Origin of the sequence: Bradyrhizobium sp. in8p8 (assembly GCF_000426845.1) — a bacterium.
Classification (GTDB): domain Bacteria; phylum Pseudomonadota; class Alphaproteobacteria; order Rhizobiales; family Xanthobacteraceae; genus Bradyrhizobium; species Bradyrhizobium japonicum_C.
The window spans coordinates 453,032-473,187 of sequence record NZ_AUGD01000001.1; the positions used below are offsets into that span (position 1 = coordinate 453,032).

General features: G+C 65.0%; 21 protein-coding genes. 9 read left to right on the forward strand and 12 right to left on the reverse strand.

Annotated features, from left to right (window positions below; genetic code table 11):
* The first annotated feature begins 94 nt into the window (after positions 1–94).
* Positions 95–1,546 carry a glutamate synthase subunit beta gene (locus K408_RS0102120; RefSeq protein ID WP_024337368.1) on the forward strand — a complete coding sequence of 484 codons (1,452 nt, stop codon included), beginning with the start codon at positions 95–97 and terminating at the stop codon, positions 1,544–1,546.
* Between the two features lie 163 nt (positions 1,547–1,709).
* Here the strand turns inward: K408_RS0102120 and K408_RS0102125 are convergent, their stop codons facing one another.
* Positions 1,710–1,976 carry a hypothetical protein gene (locus tag K408_RS0102125; RefSeq protein WP_028145782.1) on the reverse strand — a complete coding sequence of 89 codons (267 nt, stop codon included), beginning with the start codon at positions 1,974–1,976 and terminating at the stop codon, positions 1,710–1,712.
* 8 nt (positions 1,977–1,984) lie between these two features.
* Complete coding sequence (locus K408_RS0102130) at positions 1,985–3,730, reverse strand: outer membrane beta-barrel protein (protein ID WP_024337366.1); 1,746 nt, start codon at positions 3,728–3,730, stop codon at positions 1,985–1,987.
* Between the two features lie 191 nt (positions 3,731–3,921).
* Between K408_RS0102130 and K408_RS0102135 the strand changes: the two genes are divergently transcribed.
* Positions 3,922–4,929 carry a KpsF/GutQ family sugar-phosphate isomerase gene (locus K408_RS0102135; RefSeq protein WP_024337365.1) on the forward strand — a complete coding sequence of 336 codons (1,008 nt, stop codon included), beginning with the start codon at positions 3,922–3,924 and terminating at the stop codon, positions 4,927–4,929.
* Positions 4,930–5,083: 154 nt separating this feature from the next.
* On the opposite strand, the gene K408_RS0102140 is transcribed toward K408_RS0102135, so the two are convergent.
* Positions 5,084–5,641 (reverse strand): carboxymuconolactone decarboxylase family protein, encoded by a 558-nt coding sequence (locus K408_RS0102140; RefSeq protein ID WP_024337364.1) that lies wholly within the window; start codon positions 5,639–5,641, stop codon positions 5,084–5,086.
* A 71-nt stretch (positions 5,642–5,712) separates the two neighbouring features.
* Here K408_RS0102140 and K408_RS0102145 point away from each other — a divergent pair, with 71 nt between their 5' ends.
* The gene (locus K408_RS0102145) at positions 5,713–6,039 is read left to right on the forward strand and encodes a winged helix-turn-helix transcriptional regulator (RefSeq protein ID WP_024337363.1); all 327 of its coding nucleotides are present in this window, start codon (positions 5,713–5,715) and stop codon (positions 6,037–6,039) included.
* 34 nt (positions 6,040–6,073) lie between these two features.
* Here K408_RS0102145 and K408_RS0102150 read toward each other — a convergent pair whose 3' ends face one another.
* The 4 genes from K408_RS0102150 to hemH all read right to left on the reverse strand — a co-directional run bounded on the left by K408_RS0102150 (position 6,074) and on the right by hemH (position 9,746).
* The gene (locus K408_RS0102150; protein ID WP_024337362.1) at positions 6,074–6,517 is read right to left on the reverse strand and encodes an NfeD family protein; all 444 of its coding nucleotides are present in this window, start codon (positions 6,515–6,517) and stop codon (positions 6,074–6,076) included.
* Between the two features lie 16 nt (positions 6,518–6,533).
* Positions 6,534–7,532, reverse strand: coding sequence for an SPFH domain-containing protein (locus K408_RS0102155; protein WP_024337361.1), 999 nt, complete (start codon positions 7,530–7,532; stop codon positions 6,534–6,536).
* A 188-nt stretch (positions 7,533–7,720) separates the two neighbouring features.
* A complete protein-coding gene (locus tag K408_RS0102160; protein ID WP_024337360.1) occupies positions 7,721–8,698 on the reverse strand; it encodes an ABC transporter substrate-binding protein in 978 nt (325 codons plus the stop codon).
* Between the two features lie 10 nt (positions 8,699–8,708).
* Positions 8,709–9,746 (reverse strand): ferrochelatase, encoded by a 1,038-nt coding sequence (gene hemH / locus K408_RS0102165; protein ID WP_024337359.1) that lies wholly within the window; start codon positions 9,744–9,746, stop codon positions 8,709–8,711.
* A gap of 83 nt (positions 9,747–9,829) precedes the next feature.
* On the opposite strand from hemH, the gene K408_RS0102170 reads away from it, so the two are divergent.
* Entirely contained in the window at positions 9,830–10,228 is a 399-nt protein-coding gene (locus K408_RS0102170) for an MAPEG family protein (RefSeq protein WP_024337358.1), read from the forward strand.
* Between the two features lie 10 nt (positions 10,229–10,238).
* Here the strand turns inward: K408_RS0102170 and K408_RS0102175 are convergent, their stop codons facing one another.
* The 4 genes from K408_RS0102175 to K408_RS0102190 form a co-directional block, all read right to left on the reverse strand.
* Positions 10,239–10,676: an acyl-CoA thioesterase gene (locus K408_RS0102175; protein ID WP_024337357.1), complete on the reverse strand. Its 438-nt coding sequence runs from the start codon at positions 10,674–10,676 to the stop codon at positions 10,239–10,241.
* A 117-nt stretch (positions 10,677–10,793) separates the two neighbouring features.
* A complete protein-coding gene (locus K408_RS0102180) occupies positions 10,794–11,927 on the reverse strand; it encodes a nickel/cobalt transporter (RefSeq protein ID WP_024337356.1) in 1,134 nt (377 codons plus the stop codon).
* Complete coding sequence (locus tag K408_RS0102185; RefSeq protein WP_024337355.1) at positions 11,924–12,562, reverse strand: DUF1007 family protein; 639 nt, start codon at positions 12,560–12,562, stop codon at positions 11,924–11,926. Before K408_RS0102185 ends, K408_RS0102180 begins: the two co-directional genes overlap by 4 nt.
* Positions 12,562–14,643 (reverse strand): M3 family metallopeptidase, encoded by a 2,082-nt coding sequence (locus K408_RS0102190; RefSeq protein WP_024337354.1) that lies wholly within the window; start codon positions 14,641–14,643, stop codon positions 12,562–12,564. Before K408_RS0102190 ends, K408_RS0102185 begins: the two co-directional genes overlap by 1 nt.
* Before the next feature lie 133 nt (positions 14,644–14,776).
* Between K408_RS0102190 and K408_RS0102195 the strand changes: the two genes are divergently transcribed.
* The 5 genes from K408_RS0102195 (at position 14,777) to K408_RS0102215 (ending at position 19,610) form a co-directional block, all read left to right on the forward strand.
* Positions 14,777–15,031 (forward strand): hypothetical protein, encoded by a 255-nt coding sequence (locus tag K408_RS0102195; protein ID WP_024337353.1) that lies wholly within the window; start codon positions 14,777–14,779, stop codon positions 15,029–15,031.
* 659 nt (positions 15,032–15,690) lie between these two features.
* Positions 15,691–16,833: a type III PLP-dependent enzyme gene (locus tag K408_RS0102200; protein ID WP_024337352.1), complete on the forward strand. Its 1,143-nt coding sequence runs from the start codon at positions 15,691–15,693 to the stop codon at positions 16,831–16,833.
* A 144-nt stretch (positions 16,834–16,977) separates the two neighbouring features.
* Entirely contained in the window at positions 16,978–17,565 is a 588-nt protein-coding gene (locus K408_RS0102205) for a GNAT family N-acetyltransferase (protein ID WP_024337351.1), read from the forward strand.
* Between the two features lie 146 nt (positions 17,566–17,711).
* Positions 17,712–18,101 (forward strand): RidA family protein, encoded by a 390-nt coding sequence (locus K408_RS0102210; RefSeq protein WP_024337350.1) that lies wholly within the window; start codon positions 17,712–17,714, stop codon positions 18,099–18,101.
* 66 nt (positions 18,102–18,167) lie between these two features.
* Positions 18,168–19,610, forward strand: a complete 1,443-nt coding sequence (locus K408_RS0102215; protein ID WP_024337349.1) for a homospermidine synthase — start codon at positions 18,168–18,170, stop codon at positions 19,608–19,610.
* Between the two features lie 130 nt (positions 19,611–19,740).
* Here K408_RS0102215 and K408_RS42610 read toward each other — a convergent pair whose 3' ends face one another.
* Positions 19,741–20,070: a hypothetical protein gene (locus K408_RS42610; protein WP_024337348.1), complete on the reverse strand. Its 330-nt coding sequence runs from the start codon at positions 20,068–20,070 to the stop codon at positions 19,741–19,743.
* Positions 20,071–20,156: the final 86 nt, after the last annotated feature.

Genomic DNA, 20,156 nt, shown 5'->3' on the forward strand with positions numbered 1-20,156 from the left:
CTGAGCAACAGACTGGATTGCTTCGTCGCTTCGCTCCTCGCAATGACGGTTGAAGAAGCAACAAACGAATTAGCCGGCAGGGACTTCGGGTTTAATGGGCAAGATCACGGGCTTTCTGGAAATCGAACGGCACGACCGCAAGTACACGCCGGTCGCCGAACGCGTGAAGCATTACAAGGAATTCGTCGTTCCCCTCTCCGAGAAGGAGGTGCGCGACCAGGCTGCGCGCTGCATGAATTGCGGCATTCCCTATTGCCATGGCACCGGCTCGGTCGCGCCCGGCACGCCCGGCTGCCCGGTCAACAACCAGATCCCCGACTGGAACGACCTCGTCTATCAGGGCAACTGGGAAGAAGCCTCGCGCAATCTGCACTCCACCAACAATTTCCCGGAGTTCACGGGCCGCATCTGCCCGGCGCCGTGCGAGGCGTCCTGCACGCTCAACATCGACGACAACCCCGTCACCATCAAGACGATCGAATGCGCGATCGTCGATCGCGCCTGGGACAATGGCTGGCTGACGCCCGAGATCGCCGCGCATAAGACCGGCAAGAAGGTCGCCGTGATCGGCTCCGGCCCCGCCGGCATGGCATGCGCGCAGCAGCTGGCACGCGCCGGCCACGACGTGCATGTGTTCGAGAAGTACGCCAAGGCCGGCGGCCTGCTCCGCTACGGCATTCCCGACTTCAAGATGGAGAAGGGCGTCATCGACCGCCGCGTGGCGCAGATGGAGGCTGAGGGCGTCACCTTCCACTACAACAGCCATGTCGGCACCGAGGGCAATGTCGATCCGCGCGAGATGCTCAACGAGTACGACGCGATCGCGCTGACCGGCGGCGCCGAAGCCCCGCGCGACCTGCCGATCCCCGGCCGCGAGCTGTCCGGCATCCACTACGCCATGGACTTCCTGCCGCAGCAGAACCGGCGCGTCTCCGAGGAGCCGCTCGGCGGCGTCCAGGAGATCCTGGCCAATGGCAAGCACGTCGTCGTCATCGGCGGCGGCGACACCGGGTCGGACTGCATCGGCACCTCGCTGCGCCAGGGCGCGCTGTCGGTGACGCAGCTCGAGATCATGCCCTCGCCGCCCGAGCGCGAGAACAAGGGCCTGACCTGGCCGTACTGGCCGCTGAAGATGCGCACCTCGTCGAGCCAGGCCGAGGGTGCCGTGCGCGAATTCGCCGTGCTGACGCAGAAGTTTTCGGGCGAGAACGGCAAGGTCAAGAAGCTGCACTGCGTGCGCGTCGACGACAAGTTCAAGCCGATTGCCGGCACCGAGTTCGAGCTCGACGCCGACCTCGTCCTGCTCGCGATGGGCTTCGTCCACCCCGTGCACGAGGGCCTGCTCAAGCTGCTCGCGGTCGAGCTCGACCCGCGCGGCAACGTCAAGGCCAACACGCTGGACTACCAGACCTCGCGGCCCAACGTGTTCTCCGCCGGCGACATGCGCCGTGGCCAGTCGCTGGTGGTGTGGGCGATCCGCGAGGGCCGGCTGTGCGCAAGGTCGATCGACACATTCCTGATGGGGAAGACGGATCTGCCGCGCTGAGTTTTTGCTCCGCCGCCAAACCGGAAAAAGGTGTCATCGCCCGGCTTGACCGGGCGATCTAGTATTCCAGAGACAATTGTCATTGAAACGAGAGGCCGCGGCGTACTGGATGCCCCGGTCAAGCCGGGGCACGACAATGAAGTGAACGGTTAGAGAGCAGGCCTCAACCCAAGACGCGCGGAAAGTGCTGCGCGTCCCACTCGTCAAGTCGGAACAGCACCTTGCCGTATTCGAGAAGCTTGTCGTTTGGCCGATAGGGACGCGTCGAAACTTCGACGTCCGATGGGACTTCACTTGGCATCAAGTGAAAGTGCTCGTTGGTTTCGCTCAGAGCCAGTAGCTGCTTCACAAGAAGGTCTCGACCTCCCGGATTGAGCCATAGCTCGAATTCGCCAGCCGAATTGATGTCCAAGGTAATTCGAGCAGCCATGGTGTCTCTCAATTCTGCAGCCGCACCCCGACCAGCATCACCGTCCCCTGCGAGCTCGACCCGGCCACGTTCGAATCCAGGATGTCGTGGCGCAGCGTGCCTTTGACCCAGATGTTGCGGTTGAGCTTGTAGATCAGGTTGCTCTCGAACGAGTAGGTCTTGTCGTTGCGGTTCTGGCCCTGGTAGTCGAGCGTGCCGTAGGTGAACTTGCCGACAGCGGTGAGCCAGCGGCGGAAGTCGTGATCGACTTCGGCCGCGTAGGTGCGCACCAGCACGCCGGAGGAGCCGGGGATCGTGGTCTCGGCGATTTGCGTGTCGGTGAAGAATTTCACCGTGGTGAGGCCGCTGGCGCTCCAGATCAGCGAGCCCGTGGTGAGGAAGCCGGCGAGCTGGCTGAGGCGCGGGTCGGTGTAGTTGCGCGCGGAATAGCCGATCGAGATCTCGCCGGTGAGGATGCGCGAGAACTCGAAGGACGAGCCGACCTTGGCGTAGCCGCCGTTGGAATCGCGGAAGTAGCCGTTGCGGTCGGCCGCCTGGTCGTGGACGCGGGTATCGCCCTGGATCTCGACGAACGGCTTCAGCCCCGGCTTGAGGTCGTAGGAGAACCGGCCGACGCCGCCATACTGATTGAAGTCGCGATCGGTGTTGGGGAAGGTCGTGCCGTCAGTGAGCTTCGAATCGGTATAGGCGGTGCGATCGATGGTGGCGCCGGCGGCGACCTGGAAGCGGTTGAAAGTCTGGTCGAAGCCGATGGTCGTGCCGTAGGCGGCGTAAACGGGATATCGCTGCAAGCCGGCCTGCACGTTCGGACTGCCGGGATTGTCGGTGGCGAGCCGCAGACGCAGCTGCGAAAGAAGCTTGAAGTCCCGGGTGACGTCGAGCCGGCCATCGACATGGCCGGTGAAGTCCGGGCGATTGGCCTCGACCGGCGACGGCGAAGCGAAGCCGTTGATGCTCGCCGGCATGTCGTTGGTGTAGCCCGAGAACGAGCCGCGCAGATCGGCGACCAGCGCATGACGCTCCCAATCGGACATCACGAGCAGATCGGGCGCGATCACATAGGCCGGCGAACCGACGGGCCTGTTGAGGCGCGTCGGATTGGTGTCGTAGCCCGCGGAGAGCTCGAGCCCGCCCTTGATCAGGAAGCTGCCGGCATAATCGCCGATGGCCCCAAACGCATCGTCATCGGCCCTGAGGCGCCGGCGCAACGGCTGGCCGGGCACGGTGCCCGCCATCGCCGCCGGCACGGGCGCCCTGTTCGCGGACGCTGAGGGCGGGGGCGCGATCCGCGGTGGGCCGAGCGTTGACGCAGGCGGCGCTACCGATGGCGCCGGCGAGCCGGGACCGGCAGGTCGCTTCGGCTTCGGCTGACCGGGATAGAGCTTCGGCTGCTGCCGCTTGCGGTTGAGCGAGTCGTAACCGGAGCTGCTCGCTCCGGTGGCCGCGGGCAGGCCGTAGGTCGGGACCTGACCGACGCGCGAGGCCGCAGGCCTTTGGCGGGCCTTGAGCGGATCGGCATTGGGATCGGGCAGCGCCGGCAATGCATCCGACGGCGCCTGCGGGACGCCGGCCGTGCGGCGCGTCGGCAGCGTATCGGGCGAGGCAAAGCCGCCGCGGTTGGGGTTGAACAGGTCCGGCGTAAGGCTCTGGGCAGCCGCGGAGCCGCTTCCAAGGGCCGTCAGCGCCAGGCATGGCAAAACCGCGCGCAGCAACTGCGCGCGTTTGCTCCGGCTACTGCCTGGAGACGACCCCACGATGGAATAACTCCAACGAAATCAGACACTTTCACGATCGTCTCCGCCGGCTGGCGGGAACCATCGTTAATGGAGTTAAAACAATTATGGTTAATGACCCGTTGAGGGTGCCGGGGGGCGCGTCGCCTCCCCGGGCGCGGCATGCTAAGCAGGCGCCAATGGGCGAAAGCCCCTCCTCCCTGGACCAGACCATGCCGAGTTCGAAAGCGCTGATGACCGCATCATCCGGCCCCATTCCGACAAGCGTCGAATCCGCACTCCGCACGCTGGAGACGGAGAGCGGCGGCATCAACGCGCTCGCCGCCGCCCTGCGCGGTCCGCTTGGCGAGACCTTTGCCAGGGCGGTCGAGCTGATTCGCAATGCCAAGGGCCGCGTCATCGTCACCGGGCTCGGCAAATCAGGCCATATGGGGCGCAAGATCGCGGCGACGCTGGCTTCGACCGGCACGCCGGCCTTCTTCGTGCACGCCGCCGAAGCGGGCCACGGCGATCTCGGCATGATCACGCCCGACGACGTCATCATGGCGCTGTCCTGGTCCGGCGAGCAGCCGGAGATGAAGAACCTCGTGAACTATTCGGCGCGGTTCGCGATTCCCATGATCGCGGTGACCTCGAACGGCTCCTCCTCGCTCGGCCAGGCCGCCGACCTCGTGATCGAACTGCCGAAGGCGCGCGAAGCCTGCCCGCACAATCTGGCGCCGACCACCTCGACCTTGATGCAGGCCGCGATCGGCGATGCGCTCGCGATCGCGCTGCTGGAGGGGCGCGGCTTCACCGCGCTGGAGTTCGCGCATTTCCACCCCGGCGGCAAGCTGGGGGCCATGCTGAAATTCGTCCGCGACTACATGCGTACCGGCACTGAGATTCCGATCAAGCCCGAAGGCACCAAGATGTCCGAAGCCGTGGTGGAGATGTCGGCCAAGGGGCTCGGCTGCGTCTGTATCATCAACGATGCCGGCGAGGCGGTCGGCATCATCACCGACGGCGACCTGCGCCGCCACATGCGGCCTGATCTTCTGACCGCAACGGTCGACGAGATCATGACCAGGCAGCCGAAGACGGTGCCCCCGTCGATGCTCGCGACCGAAATGATCGAGGTGCTGAACACCCGCAAGATCACGACCCTGCTGGTGACGGAGGCGGGCAAGGTGGTCGGGATCGTGCATCTGCACGACCTGCTGCGCGCGGGCGTGGCGTAGGGCCCGCTCTCTCCACGGAGTCATTCCGGGGCGCGGCCGCTTGGGCGCGAAGCCGGAATCCATTCATCTCCGAGGTCGCTACCCAATGGATTCCGGGTTCACGCTTCGCGTGCCCCGGAATGACAGAGAGTGTGTAGCACGCCTCTCTTCTCCGTTAGAGCGGTGTCGGAAACCGCGCCGCCTTCTCCTCCAGCGGCAATCTCAGGCCGTTCGCCAGGTACGACACCGTGCGATAAAAGCCGCACAGGAGCATGATCTCCAGAATCTGCGCCTCGTCGTAATGAGCCGAGAGCGCGGCGAACTCCTCGTCGTCAAGCGTCGCGCGGCGATGCAGCGCGTCCACGGCCGCAACCAGCGCCTGCTCGGACGGTGACCAGCACGGCGACATCGCATCTCCCAGCACCGTCGCGCGCACCTCCTCCTCATTGAGCTTTGCCGGTCCGGCGAAGATCGCGACGTGCACGCCCCACTCGTATTCGCATCGGTTCAGCGCACAGGTGCGGTCGATGACGATCTCGCGCTGGCGCAAGGAGAGCGGGCCGGGATCGAGCAGGCCACCGGCACGGAACTTGTCCCAGGCGCGGCCGTGGCCGGCCATCACGCGGAACAGCATCAGCGGCGGTGCGCCGTGCATGATGCGCTCGAACTGCGCCTGGATCTCCAGGGGATAAGGCGGCGCGAGCGGGGCGATACGCGGCGCGAATGGGGACATGGGTCGGCTCCTTTGCTACACTTATAGTAGCATGACGCTACATTATTTGTAGCATGACGCAAGAGGCGGCGATGGCGAAAGAGGCTGACTCCAAGACACGCAGCGTGCGCGGCTCGCGCACCGGGCGGCCGATCATGGCATTGCTCGATCTGCTCGGCCGGCGCTGGAGTCTACGGATATTGTGGGAGCTACGGGACGAGCCCCTCACCTCTCGAGCACTCCGCGCAGCCTGTGACGAGGCTTCGCCGACGGTGCTGCAGGCGCGGCTGACGGAGCTGCGCGAGGCGGGTTTCGTCGAGCTTGGCGACGGTGGTGGCTACGGATTGACCCCGCTCGGACAGGAATTGTGCGAGACGTTCGTACCGCTGCACCGGTTTGCGGAGAGGTGGAGGAAGTAGGACCGCGCTTGCCGGCGCCTGGAGGATACGAGCGCTACGTCACGGCGACGGTGAGGTTGGCACCATCGACCTGCACGACCCTGACGCGCGTCCCCGCCGGCGTATCCGGGCCGGCCACGCGCCACACGGTGTCGTCGATACGCACCGTGCCGGAACCGTCGATGATCGGCTTCTCCAGCGTGAACTCGCGACCGAGCAAGGCTTCGGTGCGCTTGTTGAGGAACGGGCTGGCATTCGCGTCCGGCTTCGGCCGGGCGAGGCGGCGCCACACCGGCACCGCGGCAGCGGCGAATACCGCGAACATCACGAGCTGGATCTGCCAGGACACGGCAAGCGCGAACGAGATCAGACCGACGAGCAGCGCAGCCAAGCCAAGCCAGAACAGGAAAATGCCCGGGGCCAATACCTCCAGCGCCATCAGGATGAAGCCGAGTATCAGCCAATTCCAGTTGCCCAGCGATACGAACATGTCGGTCATGACGCGACCTCTCTCACTAGCCCTGCCGCGGCGGCACCGCCGGCGGCGTGCTGCCGGTCGGCGGCACCGATCCGGGGCGGCGCGCGGCAGCAGCTGCGGCAGCCTCGCCGAACGTCGCCTTGGCGATCTCGCCGATGCCGGCGAGCGAGCCGAGCATGCTGGTGGCTTCCATCGGCAACATGATGATCTTCTGGTTCGGCGCCTCCGCGAACTGGCCGAACGCCTTGATATACTTGTCGGCGATGAAATAGTTCAAGGCGGCGACGTCGCCCTTGGCGATGGCCTCGCTGACCATCTGCGTCGCTTTGGCCTCCGCTTCCGCCGACCGCTCGCGCGCCTCCGCGTCGCGGAAGGCGGCCTCGCGGCGGCCTTCGGCCTGGAGGATCTGCCCCTGCTTGGCGCCTTCGGCGCGCAGGATCTCCGACTGGCGCTGGCCTTCGGCGGCCAAAATGTCGGCGCGCTTGACGCGCTCGGCCTTCATCTGCCGGCCCATGGCCTCGACGAGATCGGCGGGCGGCACGATGTCCTTGATCTCGATGCGGTTGACCTTGACGCCCCAGGGCGAGACCGCGGCATCGACGACGCGCAACAGGCGTTCGTTGATCTCATCGCGGTGCGAGAGCACCTGATCGAGGTCCATCGAACCCATCACCGAACGGATGTTGGTCATGGTGAGGACCGTGATCGCCTGGGTGAGGTTGGCGACCTCGTAGCTCGCTTTCGCGGCATCGAACACCTGGTAGAAGGCGACTCCGTCCACCGTCACGGTGGCGTTGTCCTTGGTGATGACCTCCTGCTCGGGAATGTCGATCACCTGCTCCATCATGTTGACCTTGCGTCCGACGCGATCGAAATAGGGCACGATCAGATTGAGCCCGGGGCTCAGCGTCTGGGTGTATTTACCGAACCGCTCGATGGTCCAGTCGTAGCCCTGCGGCACCGTCTTCACGCCGGCGACGAGGGTGACGATGACGAGCAAGACCAGAACAATTGCGAAGATGTCGAAACCGCTCATACGTCCTCCAAGGCAGGAAAAGAAGCCGGGAAAAGCCCTTCCCGCGCTGTCATTGGTCGGGAGCGCGACCCTACCGGTTCAGCAGCCGCAAGTAACGCCGGTATCGGTGCGATTCTGCAAGAGCCGCGAACAGCGGATGCGGCGCAGGCTACCGGCAGATAACACCGTGCAGCTCGGTATCAGCAGCTTCATTCGATGACGTCGTTCGCGAGCGCGACGAGGGCGGGGGCAAGCGTAACGCCGAACGCCCTCGCCGTCTTGAGGTTGATCACCAGCTCAAGCTTGGTGGGGTTCTGGACCGGAAGATCGGCCGCCTGCGCTCCCCTGAGGATGCGATCGACATAGGAGGCGGCCTGCCGCAGCTGTTCGGCAGTGTCGGTGCTGTAGGACATCAGCCCTCCCTCATCGACAAAGGTGCGGCTCCAGAAGACTGCGGGCACCCGCGCCTGTGCGATCGTCGCGAGCAGCTGCACGCGGTTGGCCAATGTGAAGAAGTCCGGCAGGACCAGGATGGCACCGTCCTTCCGCGAAGCCAGCGCTCCGATCGAGGCGGCGTCATGGACGGGCGCGGGCTCGACCATCACGTGAAGAGTCCGTGCGGCGCCCTCGATCGTGCGCAGCATCAAGGGCGCGAACGGCGCGGTGGCGGGATTGTAGACGACGAACACGCGGCGGACGGATGGCGTGACCTGCGTCAGCATCTCCAGCCATTTGCCGGCTAGCGGGCCGTCATAATCGGTGAAACCGGTGATGTTGCCACCGGGATGCGCGAGGTTTTCGACAAAACCCTGGCTGACGGGATCGGTGACGACGGCGAACACGATCGGGATCGTGGTGGTGCGCCGGCGCAGCTCTTCCACCGAGGGCGTGCCGACCGCGAGCAGGATGTCAGGCTTGAGCGCGATCAACTCGTCCGCAAGCTGCGCGATGCGCGCGCGATCGGCACCGCCGCTGCGCCACTCGATCCTGAGGTTGTCGCGCTCCTTCCAACCGTAGCCGGCAAGCGCCTCGGCCAGGATCGTGCTGCGTGCCTGTCCGATCGCGTCCTCGGCGGCGGTGACCGAGAGCACACCGAGCCGCCGCACCACGTTCCGCTGCTGGGCCGGCGCCGAGGCGGGGAGCGCCGCGATCATCCCGAGAAACGCCAGACACGAGCGGCGGTTCATGGGTGAACCATCAGATCCAGCCCTGAAGCTCGCGCAGCACCAGGGTCCGGATCACGTCCATGCCCGGATCGCTGTCGTTGAGACAGGGGATGGCGGAAAACTGCTCGCCGCCATTGTGCTTGAATATCTCGGCGTTTTCCTGCGCGATCTCCTCCAGCGTCTCCAGGCAGTCGGCGGAAAAGCCCGGCGTCACCACCGCGATGCGGCGCACGCCTTCCTTGGCGAGCCGCTCCATCGTCTTGTCGGTGTAGGGCTGGAGCCACTCGTCGTTGCCGAAACGGGACTGGAAGGTCAGCAGCAGCTTCGTTTCGTCCATGCCGAGCCGGCGGCGCAATGCTTCCGTCGTTGCGATGCAGTGCTGCCGATAGGGATCGCCCTTGTCGACATAGGCTTTCGGCATGCCATGGAACGACGCGACGATCAGCTCCGGCTTGAACGAGAGCGTCGCTAGATGCGCCTCGATCGAGGTCGCGAGGGCCTCGATATAGGCGGAATCCTCATAATAGGGCGGCGTCACCCGCAGCGTCGGCTGATTGCGAAGCTGCGCGAGCACGCGGAACACCTCGTCGCAGACGGTCGCCGAGGTCGAAGCGGAATATTGCGGATAGAGCGGGACAGCCAGAATGCGTTCGCAGCCCTTTGCGATCAGCGCGTCGATGCCGGCCTTGATCGAGGGATTGCCGTAACGCATCGCCCAATCCACCACGACATGGTCGCGGTCCGCCAAGGCGGCGGCGAGCTTAACGGCTTGAGACCGCGTGATGGTCTTCAGCGGCGACTCGTTCTGCTCGTTGTTCCAGATCTTCTGGTAATCCAGCGCCTTGGTACGGGGACGGCTGCGCAGGATGATTCCATTCAGCACCACCTTCCAGATCAGGCCCTGATCCTCGATGACGCGGGCGTCACTGAGGAACTCCTTGAGGTAGACCCGCACGCCTGGCGCATCGGCCGTGTCAGGCGTTCCGAGATTGACCAGGAGTACGCCGACGCGCGGCAGGGCGGATCGGGTGACCGGCTTCGCAGTCTCGGGGGGGGCGACGCTGTTCATGGCTGGTTGGGTCGCGCGTTGGTCCGAACTTGTCAAGATGAGCCGGGGTTCGCTAGGGTCGCACCCCGGCGGGGGGAGGAACGATGACGCTCGCAGAATGGTGCGTATTCGGAGCGCTGCTGCTTTATCTCGTAACGATCGCCTCGATCAAATGGATCAGGTTCGGCCGCTTCGATAATTCCCGGCCGCGCGACCCAGCCTTCTATGAGGATGCCATCGCGCAGCGCGCGCTCGGCGCTCACCAGAACGGCATCGAGGCTTTCCCGTTCTTCGCCTTCGCGGTGCTGCTCGCCGAGTTCAGAGATGCGCCGCAGCGGCTGATCGACGAGCTCGCGGCGCTGTTCCTGATCGTGCGGATCGCGTATGTGCTGACCTATCTCGGCAATCGCCCGACGCTGCGCTCGATCCTCTGGAGCGTCGGCTTCGCGATCAATCTCGGCATCTTCTTCCTGCCGGCTTTGAAGCGGTTCCTGCCGGTGTGAGGCGCCGGCCTCACGCCGTCAGATGACGCTCCCGCGTCGCGATCAGCGACCGCATCGATGCCGGGATCGTGACCGGACGATGGGTCTTCTGGTCAGTGTAGACCCAGACGATCTCGCCGGTCACCAGCGCGTCCGCGCCGCCCTTCAGGAAGATGGCGAGCTCGAACACGAGGCTGGAATTGCCGATCCGCGCTACGCGCACGCCGACATCGAGCTCCCAGTCGAAGCGGACCGGCGCCTTGTATTCGATGACGGACTTGACGACGTGGAAATCGATGCCGCTCGCCTGCGCGTCCGCATACTGGTCAAAGCCGAGCGCGCGAAAGTACCCGGTGATGGCGGTGTCGAAATAGGTCAGGTAATGGGCGTTGAAAACGACGCCCTGGCCGTCGATCTCGGAATAACGCACCCGAAACGGATGAAAGAACCAGAAATCCTCGCGCGACATGGAGACCCCCCGATAGGAACCTTCTTGTCTCAATAGCGGCCGGAGGGAGGTTCGCAAAGCGGCTATCACGCCGCGACGGGGTAGCTCTTAGCCCGTGGAGGAAGGGTCAGAACGAGCCTAGAAGCACGTGGTCCGTTCGGCGGCGATGTAGCCGAACAAGAGACCGACGCCGAACAGCAGCACGAAGCCTGCGGCGGCGAACTCGATGCCTCGCATGAACAGCGCGCCGCCGCCGTCGCGCCCCGCGCTGAGGCGGGCGGCGATGTCCTTGGCGGAAACGGCGACGACAGCGATCGCCGCGACCGTGATCGCGGTACCCAAACCCATCAGGAAGGTCGCGGCGATGCCGGCCCAGAACAGGCCCTGCGCCAGCGCGAATACCAGGACCAGGATCGCACCCGAACAAGGGCGGATACCGACGGTCAGGATCGCAGCGAAGCCGCGCCGCCAGCCGCCGGGACCGGCGAGCTCGCTGGGGGTGGGGCCGTGGGAGTGGCCGCAATGCTCGTCGTGGACGTGATCGTTCCCATGATGATGAGCGTGGTGATGATGGGCGTGTGCATGGCCGTGATCGTGGCGATGATGATCATGGCCGTCATGGTCATGCGCATCATGATGATGGTGATGACCGTGATCATGATCGTGCGGCACGCCCGCAATCGCCGGCACCGGTTGGGCGACCTGGAGCGCGCGGATGAAGGCGCCGCCCTTGACCCACACCAGTCTCAGACCGAATGCCGCAATCAGGGCGTAGCTCGCGATCTCGATCACCGCCTCCGCCTTGCACATGGTCTTGGCCGTGGCATTCAGCACCCAGGCCGAGATGCCGACGACCAGGATCGCGACCAGCGACTGCATCAGCGCCGAGGCGAACGACAACGCGATGCCACGCCGCGCGGTCTCGCGGTTGGCGACGAGATAGGAGGCGATGACCGCCTTGCCGTGGCCAGGACCGGCGGCATGGAAGATTCCATAGGCGAACGAGATGAAGAGCAGCGTCCACACCGCCGAGCCGTCGGACTTCGCGGCCCGGATGGTCGCCGACATCTGGCGATAGAATTCCGACTGTTTCGCCAGCAGCCAGCCGATCAGGCCGCCGGCCTCCGAATCGGCCGCCTGCGCCGGCCGCGGCGCGCCGAACGGCGTCTGCGCGAGCAGATGATGGAGCGCGGCATCGGCCACGCCAACGACGAGCAGAACGGCGGCGCAGGCGAGCAGCCCGCGCGCGAGCGGGGAGAGTTGCGGCTTCAAGGGCAATCCACCGTGATCTTGTTGGCGAACATCATGCCGAAATTCGAGTTCTCGCCGTTGAGAAAGGTCTGCTCGTTCAGCTGCTGCGCGCTGGCGGTGCCGTCGTTCGGCCGATCCAGCTTCATCTGGCAGCCAGAGGGCGCGCCCACCAGCTTGACCGGATTGTCCTTGGCCATCTTGAAGTCGATAAAGAAGGAGCGGTCGAACACTTCGAGCACCAGCTGCTTGGGCTTGACCGGGGCCTTCAGCGGCAGCGTGAAGTGCAGGGTCAGCACCGTATCCTTGTAGTCGAGGAAATAGTCGACTGGCTCCTGGAATCGTTCCTTCTTGCCGTCGGCTCGCGCGAAGGTGAAGTAGGCGTATTCCTTGAGCGACTCGACGTTGGTTTGCGCCAGCGGGCCGAGCTCCTCCCGCGTATAGGTCCCCTTGGTCTTGCTCTCGAGCCCCTGCACCGCATAGGCCGAGAACATGTCGTCGAAGGTCCAGGCGTGACGCACGCCGGTGATCGAGCCATCCGCCGCGTAGAGCAGCTCGCTGGTCGCGGTGATCCAGACATGCGGATGCGCATTCGCGGCACCCGCTGCAAGCGTCATCGCGGCAGCAAGCAGGCATCCGAACAGGGCGCGCATATTCATCAGGCCGCCTTTGCGTCGTCGAGCAGGCCGCGACGGCGGAGCAGCGCATCGGGCTCGGGTGGTCGGCCGCGGAAGGCCTCGTAGGCGGCTTCCGGATCGACCGATCCGCCGCTCGAATAGATGTCATCGTGCAGGCGTTTTGCGACCTTGGGATCGAAGATGTCCCCGGCCTCCTCGAAAGCGCCGAAGGCGTCCGCGTCCATCACTTCCGACCACATGTAGCTGTAATAGCCGGCGGCATAATGGTCTCCGGTGAAGATGTGGCCGAATTGCGTGGGACGATGACGCAGCGCGATCTCCTCGGGCATGCCGATCTTCTCCAGCTCGCGTCTCTCGAAGGCGCACACATCCTGCGCGGCGGCAGCCGGCTGGGTGTGGAATTCGAGATCGATCAGCGCCGAGGAGACGAATTCGACCGTGGCAAAGCCCTGGTTGAATTTGCGCGCGGCAAGGAAGCGTTGCAGCAGCTCGTCCGGCAACGGCTCGCCGGTCTGGTAATGGCGGGCGAACTTCTGCAGTACCTCGGGCCGCTCCTGCCAGTGCTCGTAGAGCTGGGACGGCAGCTCGACGAAATCCGTAAACACGGAGGTGCCCGATAGCGAGGGATAGGTCACGTTGGAGAGCATGCCGTGCAGGCCGTGACCGAACTCGTGGAACAGGGTGCGGGCATCGTCAGGCGACAGCAGCGAAGGCTCGCCGCCGGCTCCCTTGGCAAAATTGCAGATGTTGAGAACGAGCGGCGCGACGTCGCCGTCGAGCTTCTGCTGGTCGCGCAATGAGGTCATCCAGGCGCCGGAACGCTTCGACGGCCGGGCGAAGTAGTCGCCGTAGAACAGTGCCTTGTGCTTGCCGTCCGGCCCCTTCATCTCCCAGACACGGACGTCCGGGTGCCAGACAGGAACGTCCTTGCGCTCCTCGAACGTGACGCCGAACAGGCGGGTGGCGCAGTCGAAGGCGGCGGCGATCATGTTGTCGAGCGCAAGATACGGTTTGATCGCGGCGTCGTCGAAATTGGCGCGTTGAAGGCGCAGCTTCTCGGCATAGAAGCGCCAGTCCCACGGCGCGAGCTTGAAATTGCCGCCCTCTTCCGTGATCAGGGCCTGCATCTCGTCGCGGTCGGCGAGCGCCCGGGCGCGGGCCGGCTTCCAGACCCGCTCCAACAGGCCCCGCACCGCCTCCGGCGTCTTGGCCATGGAATCCTCGAGCCGGTAGGCGGCGAAAGTCGGGTAGCCCAGGAGCTTTGCGCTCTCCTCGCGCAGCTTCAGGATCTCGACAATGGTTTCATTGTTGTCGTTGGCGTTGCCGTTGTCGCCCCGCGCGATGAAGGCCTTGTAGACCTTCTCGCGCAGGTCGCGCCGGGCCGAGCTCTTCAGGAACTGCTCGACCGAGGAGCGCGAGAGCGTGACGATCGCCTTGCCTGCCAGGCCGCGCTCTTCTGCCGCAGCCTTGGCGGCCGCGACGAAATTCTCCGGCAGGCCCTGCCGATCGCCCTCGCCGAGCTCCATGATCCAGTCCTGCTCGTCGCCGAGCAGATGGTGGCTGAAGCTGGTGCCGAGCTGCGCGAGCCTCTCGTTGATCTCGGCCATCCGGGTCTTGGCCTCTTCGGAAAGGCCGGCGCCGGCGCGATGGAAGCGGGTGTAGGTGCGTTCCAAGAGGCGCAGCTGCTCGGGGGTGAGTCCAAGGTTGGCACGGTTTTCGTGCAGCTGGGCGATGCGGCCGAACAGCACGGCGTTCATCATGATCGGATTCCAGTGTCGCGCCATCCGCAAGGAGACCTCCTTGTCGATCTCCAGGATGGCCGGGTTGGAATGCGCAGAGACCAGATCGTAGAAGACCGCCGCGACCTTGCTCAGGAGCTTGCCCGAGCGCTCCAGCGCCGTGATGGTGTTGGCGAAGTCGGGCGCGGCCGGATCGTTGGTGATCGCCGCGATCTCGGCGGCGTGGTCGGCGAAGGCCTGCTCAAAAGCGGGCAGGAAGTGCTCCGGCTTGATCTCGTCGAAGGGCGGGGCCGCGAACGGCGTCACCCAGGCCTTCAGCAGCGGATTGGTCTCGGCATCCGTAATTTGGCGGGATTCTGACATCACAAGTCCGATTTTCATGGGCGATTGTTGCGGCCAGCTATAGCACGCGATGGGGCTTTTTTGGGCCGTTTGCCCTTGCTCCGAGCCGCCTTTTCGGGGAGATTGCGGCCCTCGAAGCCACGGACCTCAGCTCATGAACGCGCCTGCCTCCTCTTCCCGCCAGATCGCCTGGCCGAGCGTCATCACCGTCATCAGCGCCGCCATCCTGATCGGCGCGGAGGTGTTCGGCGCGGCCTTCGCCGGAGGTTGGGCGCTGGCGATCCTGTTCGGACTCGGCGATCAGGGCGCGCACATCCTCCAGGCCGTGCTGTTCGCACTGGGCGTGCTGGTGATGACGGCGTTCGTCCGCGCCGCTCAGCGCATCGAGCCCTTCACCAAGCGCCGCTGACGCTTCCACGCGCGCGCGAGATATACGCGCTGCGTTGAAAACTTAACGCTCGTTCATCTTCTGCGTCGCTCGCGCAACAGCGCGCAAGCAGATGTTAGGCAATTCTGCTCGCAGCCTAAAAAAAATCTTGCGAAGCAGAGTCAAAACACTTATGTGCGGACTTGCCCAATTTCGCACGTGCCTGTGGTCGTGTGTCAGTCGGTAGGTATCCGGACAAGAGGCCGGACAGCCGCCAAGGGGTGAAGAAGCCGAGGGGCTCTTCGGAAGCGCGGAAGTCGAAAGACCGAGGCAAACCCGGAGCGCCCAGCATCTCTCTCAAAGGGATGCCATGTCGAAGGTGACTTCGCTCTTTGCAACCGTGACTGGCAGCCGGAGGCGAACCGGCGCACCCCGCTCTCAACGGGGGACGCGACTTAAAGCAACGACGGATCGGGCTTTTTTGGTCTCTACCGGCAGTCCAACGCCGGCGCGGGCTACTGAAAAGGCTTGTCCTTCATTGCCAGGTGTGCGGGCGGGAACACTCCCAACCAATCCACGGCAGCACAGTCTGGTTTGAGTCTTGTGGCTTCGTCGCGCCTCCATCGCGCGATCGGCCAGAGCGCTCTTATCCGACGTCATGTTTTGAACGGGCCCGTCGCTGGGCCGTTTGGGAGAGTGCCATGACCGAACGTATCCAGGAATTCCTGCGCAACCGCCGCAAGGATGGCCTCGACACCGAGCCGTGCCTGGTCGTCGATCTCGAGGTCGTGCGCGACAACTACCAAAGCTTCGCCAAGGCGCTGCCCGACAGCCGCGTGTTCTATGCCGTCAAGGCGAACCCGGCGCCGGAAGTGCTGTCGCTGCTCGCGTCCATGGGCTCCTGCTTCGACACCGCGACGGTCGCCGAGATCGAGATGGCGCTGGCCGCGGGTGCGACGCCCGACCGCATCTCCTTCGGCAACACGATCAAGAAGGAGCGCGACATCGCGCGCGCCTTCGCGCTCGGCATCCGGCTGTTCGCGGTCGATTGCGCCGCCGAGGTCGAGAAGGTCGCCCGCGCCGCGCCCGGCGCGAAGGTGTTCTGCCGCATCCTCTATGACTGCGCCGGCGCCGAGTGGCCGCTGTCGCGGAAGTTCGGCTGCGACCCGGAGATGGCAGTCGAGGTGCTCGACCTCGCCAAACGCCTGGGTCTGGAGCCGTGCGGCATCTCCTTCCATGTCGGCTCGCAGCAGCGCAAGGTGAAGGCGTGGGACCGTGCGCTGGCAATGGCTTCGCAGGTGTTCCGCGACTGCGCCGAGCGTGGCATCAACCTGTCCATGGTCAACATGGGCGGCGGCTTCCCGACCAAGTACCTGAAGGACGTGCCGCCGGTGGTGACCTACGGCCGCTCGATCTTCCGCGCGCTGCGCAAGCACTTCGGCAACCAGATTCCGGAGACCATCATCGAGCCGGGCCGCGGCATGGTGGGCAACGCCGGCGTCATCGAATCCGAGGTCGTGCTCATCTCGAAGAAGAGCGACGAGGACGAGGTGCGCTGGGTCTACCTGGACATCGGCAAGTTCGGCGGTCTCGCCGAGACGATGGACGAGTCGATCCGCTACGCCATCCGCACCCGTCACGACGGTGCGGACATGACGCCGTGCGTGCTCGCAGGTCCGACCTGCGACAGCGCCGACGTGCTGTACGAGAAGAACCCGTATCCGCTCCCGGTCACGCTGGAGATCGGCGACAAGGTTCTGATCGAAGGCACCGGGGCGTATACGTCGACCTACTCGTCGGTGGCGTTCAACGGCATCCCGCCGCTGAAGACCTATCACATCTGATCTGCCACATCAGATCCGCCTCTCGGTCTGGGGCCTGACGAACCCGGAGCCGGCTTGCCGGCTCCTTCCTCAAATTTCGATTTCTGACGACGCCTTGAACCGGCGTGCTTTGCGCACGTCGGTTCAAGTGGGGACTGACGCGCCATGACTGCTCCTCGGAAGCCACAGATCGCCCTCACCTCGAAGGCCGCTCCGTTCGTGATCCGTGCGGAACGTGCTGCCGACGTCGCGATGCGTGAAGCGTTGCTCGATGCCTGCTTTGGCGAGAACCGCCATGGCCGCACCTGCCAGCGCCTGCGCGACGGACGTGCACCCGCCGCAGGCCTTGCCCTGTCGGCGGTGCGCGAGGGCAAGCTCGTGGGAACCGTGCGGCTGTGGCACGTCAGCGCCGGAGGCAGGCCTGCCCTGGTCCTCGGACCGCTGGCGGTGGACCCTGCCTGCCGCGAGCTCGGGATCGGCGCCGCGCTGATGCATCAGGCGCTGGCTGCCGCCCGGGCGCGCGGGCACGCCGCCGTGATCCTGCTTGGCGATGCCCCCTATTACGCCCGGTTCGGCTTCTCGACGGAGAAAACCGGTGCGCTGTCGCTGCCCGGCCCGTTCGAGCGAGACCGCCTGCTGGCAATCGAGTTCGCCGAGGGCGCACTCGATGGCTGCGTCGGGATGATCGTCCCGACCGGCGCTGCCCTGCCCAAACGGAGGGCGGTTCGCGCACCTGAGGCGCGCGCGGCTTAAGGGATCCCTTGCATCGCGAAGCCCCAGGCCGCGTTGAGCGGCAACGCCCGACCGCGCCTGCGCCAAGCCAGTTCCTTTGGGGTTGCGCAGGCGCCTGAAACGCCCTTTAACCCCGCGAAACATCCCCCTGGTCGAGGTCCGAGAGCATGTCCCGTCGCCTGATTTCCACCGGCTCCCCGTTCGAGAAGACCGCCGGCTACAGCCGCGCCGTGATCGACGGCGAGTTCGCCTTCGTCGCGGGAACCACGGGCTATGACTACACGACGATGACGATGCCGGCCGACGTCACGAGCCAGTCACGCAACTGCTTCAAGACCATCGAAGCTGCCCTGAAGGAGGGCGGCTTCGAAATCGCCGACATTGTCCGTGCGACCTACTATGTCACCGACCCCAGCTACATCGATGCCCACTTCGCCGTCTGCGGCGAGGTTCTCGGCGACATCAGGCCGGCAGCGACGTTGCTTGTCGTCAGCGCCCTCGCCAAGCCCGAGATGAAGGTCGAGATCGAAGTCACCGCCAAACGCCGCAGCATCTGAGAAGCGCCGCCGCGCCTGATCCGTCCCCCACCCTTTGTCTGCCAGCACGTTTCGGAGAACCATCCCATGAGCCCCGCCTCGCAGGTCTACGCGAAGATCACCGGTCCCATCGTCATGGTCGGCTTCGGCTCCATCGGCAAAGGCACCTTGCCGCTGATCGAGCGGCATCTCGACTACGACAAGTCGCGCATCACCGTGCTCGATCCGAAGGACGAGGGCCGGAAGGCGCTTTGCGAGAAGCACAATGTCCGATTCATCCAGAAGGGCCTGACCAAGGACAATTATCGCGAGGTGCTGACCCCGCTGCTCACGGAGGGCGGCGGCCAGGGCTTTTGCGTCAATCTCTCGGTCGATACCGGGTCGACCGACATCATGGAGCTCTGCAACGAGCTCGGCGCCCTCTATATCGACACCGTCAACGAGCCCTGGCTCGGCTTCTATTTCGATGCCTCGAAGGGGCCGGAAGCGCGCTCCAATTACGCCCTGCGCGAAGTGACGCTGGCTGCCAAGCGGGCGCGCCCCGCCGGCTCGACGACGGCCGTTTCCTGCTGCGGCGCCAATCCCGGCATGGTCTCGTTCTTCGTGAAGCAGGCGCTGCTCAACGTTGCCGCGGATTTGAAGCTCAACGCCCCCAAGCCGAAGACCAAGGCTGAGTGGGCGGATTTGATGCGGCAGGCCGGCATCAAGGGCATCCACATCGCCGAACGCGACACCCAGCGCTCGAAGAAGCCGAAGGAGCCCGATGTCTTCGTCAACACCTGGTCGGTCGAAGGCTTCCTCTCCGAAGGCGTGCAGCCGTCCGAGCTAGGCTGGGGCACTCATGAGAAATGGATGCCCGACAATGCGCGAACTCATGAGGCCGGCTGCGGCGCCGCAATCTATCTGATGCAGCCCGGCGCCAACACGCGCGTGCGCACGTGGTGTCCGACCCGTGGCGCGCAGTACGGCTTCCTCGTCACCCATAACGAGTCGATCTCGATCTCCGACTACTTCACCGTGCGCGACGCCTCGGGCACGGCGATCTACCGGCCAACCTGCCACTACGCCTATCATCCCGCCGACGATGCCGTGCTGTCGCTGCACGAGATGTTCGGCCGCGCCGGGAAGATGCAGGAGAAGCACCACATCCTCGACGAGAACGAGATCGTCGACGGCATAGACGAGCTCGGCGTGCTGCTGTTTGGCCATGACAAGAACGCCTATTGGTATGGCTCGCAGCTTTCCATCGAGGAGACGCGCAGGCTCGCGCCCTACCAGAACGCGACCGGCCTGCAGGTGACCTCGGCCGTGCTCGGCGGCATGGTGTGGGCGCTGGAGAACCCGAACGAAGGCATCGTCGAAGCCGACGAGATGGATTTCGATCGTCTGCTCGAAATTCAGATGCCCTATCTCGGCCCGGTGAAGGGCTTCTACACCGATTGGACGCCGTTGACGGACCGCCCAGGTCTGTTTCCGGAAGACATCGACACCAGCGATCCCTGGCAGTTCAAGAACATTCTGGTGCGGTGAACGCCTGTCTGTCTCCGCTTGTCATTCCGGGGCGCGCCGCTTGGCGCGAGCCCGGAATCCATCGGGAGACAAAATGCGCGGAAATGGATTCCGAGCTCGCGCTTCGCGCACCCCGAATGACCGTAGAAGCCTACTTCTTCTCGAGCGGCGGCGCGATCTTCTCCGCGGGAGCCGGCGGCAATGCCGGCTTGGTCGCCGCGCCCTGCGTCTGCGGATCCGGACGTGCGGGCTCGGGCGCCGGCGTGGTCGGCCGGTCGCCGCCGGGCTTGGCTTCCGCGGGCTTGTTCTGATCCTCGGAAGGCGTGCCCTGAAGCGGCGGCGTTGCCTGCGCCAGCTCCATCCGATTTTCGGCGCGGATTTGCGCGAGCGACATCACGGCGACCACGATGCCCGCTGCGAGCAGCGAACCAGCAATTGTCAGGTCGAGCTTCAGTCTGCGCTTGTCGCCTTGAATGGCCATGTCGATCACCGCCTTTGTCCGCAGGACAACGAAACCGCGACCTGCCGGTTCCGGCATTGAAGAACCGGGAACCCAGCCCTCTGCGC